The organism is Halomicrobium sp. HArcel3 (assembly GCF_058933135.1).
This window is the reverse complement of record NZ_JBZYDN010000019.1, coordinates 1-802: the sequence shown is the minus strand read 5'-3', so window position 1 is coordinate 802 and position 802 is coordinate 1. Positions and strand designations below refer to the sequence as shown.

General features: G+C 63.2%; 1 protein-coding gene. It reads right to left on the bottom strand.

Going from position 1 to position 802, the window contains the following annotated elements:
• Window positions 1-718, bottom strand: a 718-nt coding sequence (locus AC5FRV_RS20805) for an IS5 family transposase (protein ID WP_493563000.1), incomplete at its 3' end; no start/stop codon positions are given.
• Between the last annotated feature and the right edge of the window lie 84 nt (window positions 719-802).

The window sequence follows — 802 nt, the reverse complement described above, 5'->3', positions numbered from 1 at the left end:
TGCGTTTGATGCTGGAAAAGACAGTTTCGGACATCCAGCGCTGGTTGTACGCGTCGGTGTCCATGCGGCCGTTGTGCGCGTGGTCGAACGGCGCCAAGATCCGGTGTTTGATTAGCGGCCGGATGCCGTGTTCGCGGAGTTCAGCACGAAACGCCATCGAATCGTAGCCCGAGTCAGCGGCGAGGCTCCGCAGGTCGTCCGCGTTGCGGCGGACGACCTGCGGGCCGGTCCGGAAATCAGAGGGTTTGCCCGCCGCAGCGTGGATATCCGTGATGTAGAGGGTTTCGACGTCGACGAGCGCGGTCACTTTCAGCGCGCGCAGGTGGTAGTGGGCGCGCTGGGCGTAGTGGCGGCTGGGCTGATCGCGGTCGAACCCCGTCGCGTCGATGGCGGCGTGGCCGCTGCGGTGGCGGGCGGAGACGTCCAGAAACGCCCGCCAGCGCTCGATCGGGATCTTCACGAACCACGCGTGAACTGACGTGAAATGTGGAACCTGCGAGAGACCTATCTCGGCCAGAATGCCGGGCATCTCCGCGAGCAAATCACACGTCCCGCGGTAGGATTTGCCCAGTTCGATCCGGAGGGCATTCACCGTCAGCATCGCCCAGTCGGCGTAGCTGCCGCCTCCCGCCGGATCGGCAGCTTCGGCAGGGTTCGCGACAACTTCTTTTGCTCTGGCCACCGATTCACGAGTGAAGAGACGGATCTCGGAACACATTCACCCGTCTCTTCGCATTCTACCGATATAGCGTAGTCGCGGCCCTGCCGTCTAGCGATCCTACAGAGCAGACTGAAAGGGCGA